The sequence below is a fragment of the Vibrio sp. Vb1574 genome (genome assembly GCF_033338675.1).
The window spans coordinates 1-1126 of the sequence record NZ_JAWOTC010000370.1 but is presented as its reverse complement, the minus strand read 5'-3'; the positions used below and the strand labels follow the sequence as shown (position 1 = coordinate 1126).

1 protein-coding gene is annotated in these 1126 nt (G+C 47.5%); it reads left to right on the top strand.

Annotated features, from left to right (window positions below; translation table 11 throughout):
* A partial coding sequence (proS, locus tag R7O12_RS26245) for a proline--tRNA ligase (protein WP_318126993.1) occupies window positions 1-1116 on the top strand: 1116 nt, incomplete at its 5' end.
* Window positions 1117-1126: the final 10 nt, after the last annotated feature.

Below are 1126 nucleotides of genomic sequence, written 5' to 3'. Positions count from 1 at the left end.
GCTATCGGTGGTAGCGGCTCTCAAGAGTTCCACGTACTTGCAGACAGCGGCGAAGACCTAATTGCATTCTCTACTGAGTCTGATTACGCAGCGAACATCGAAAAAGCAGAAGCGTTAGCGCCTGCTGTAGAACGCGCAGAACCAACTCAAGAAATGACACTAGTTGATACTCCAAACGCGAAAACAATCGCAGAGTTGGTTGAGCAACACGGTCTACCTATCGAGAAGACGGTTAAAACGCGATTTGTTAAAGCGTCTGACGAAATCGATGCACCAATCATTGCGTTGATCGTTCGTGGTGACCACGAGCTAAACGAAGTGAAAGCAGAAAACCTACCTCAAGTGGCTTCTCCACTAGAGATGGCATCAGAAGAAGAAATTCGTGAACTGATCGGTGCTGGCCCTGGTTCTCTTGGCCCTGTAGGCCTAGAACTGCCATTCATCGTTGACCGCAGCGTAGCAGTCATGAGCGACTTTGGCGCTGGCGCAAACATCGACGGTAAACACTACTTCGGTATTAACTGGGGTCGTGACGTTGAACTGGGTCAAGTAGAAGATCTGCGTAACGTAGTGGAAGGTGATCCAAGCCCATGTGGTAAAGGTACGCTAATGCTGAAACGTGGTATCGAAGTTGGTCATATCTTCCAACTTGGTAACGTTTACTCAGAAGCAATGAACTGTAGCGTTCTTGGCCCTGACGGTAAAAACGTAATCCTAGAGATGGGTTGTTACGGCATCGGTGTATCGCGTGTTGTTGCTTCTGCGATTGAACAGAACCACGACAAATACGGCATCATTTGGCCAGACGCAATTGCACCTTTCCAAGTAGCAATCGTGCCAATGAACATGCACAAATCTGAGCGCGTAAAAGAAGCAGCAGAGAAGCTATACGCGGAACTAACTGCTATGGGCATCGAAGTTCTATTTGATGACCGTAAAGAACGTCCAGGTGTGATGTTCTCTGACATCGAGTTGATCGGTATCCCTCACACTATCGTGATTGGCGATCGCAGCATGGATGAAGGTAACTTCGAATACAAAAACCGTCGTACTGGCGAGAAAACTCCAGTAGCGATGGCGGATATTGTTGAGCACGTTAAATCTCAACTTAAATAAACGCCTAAAA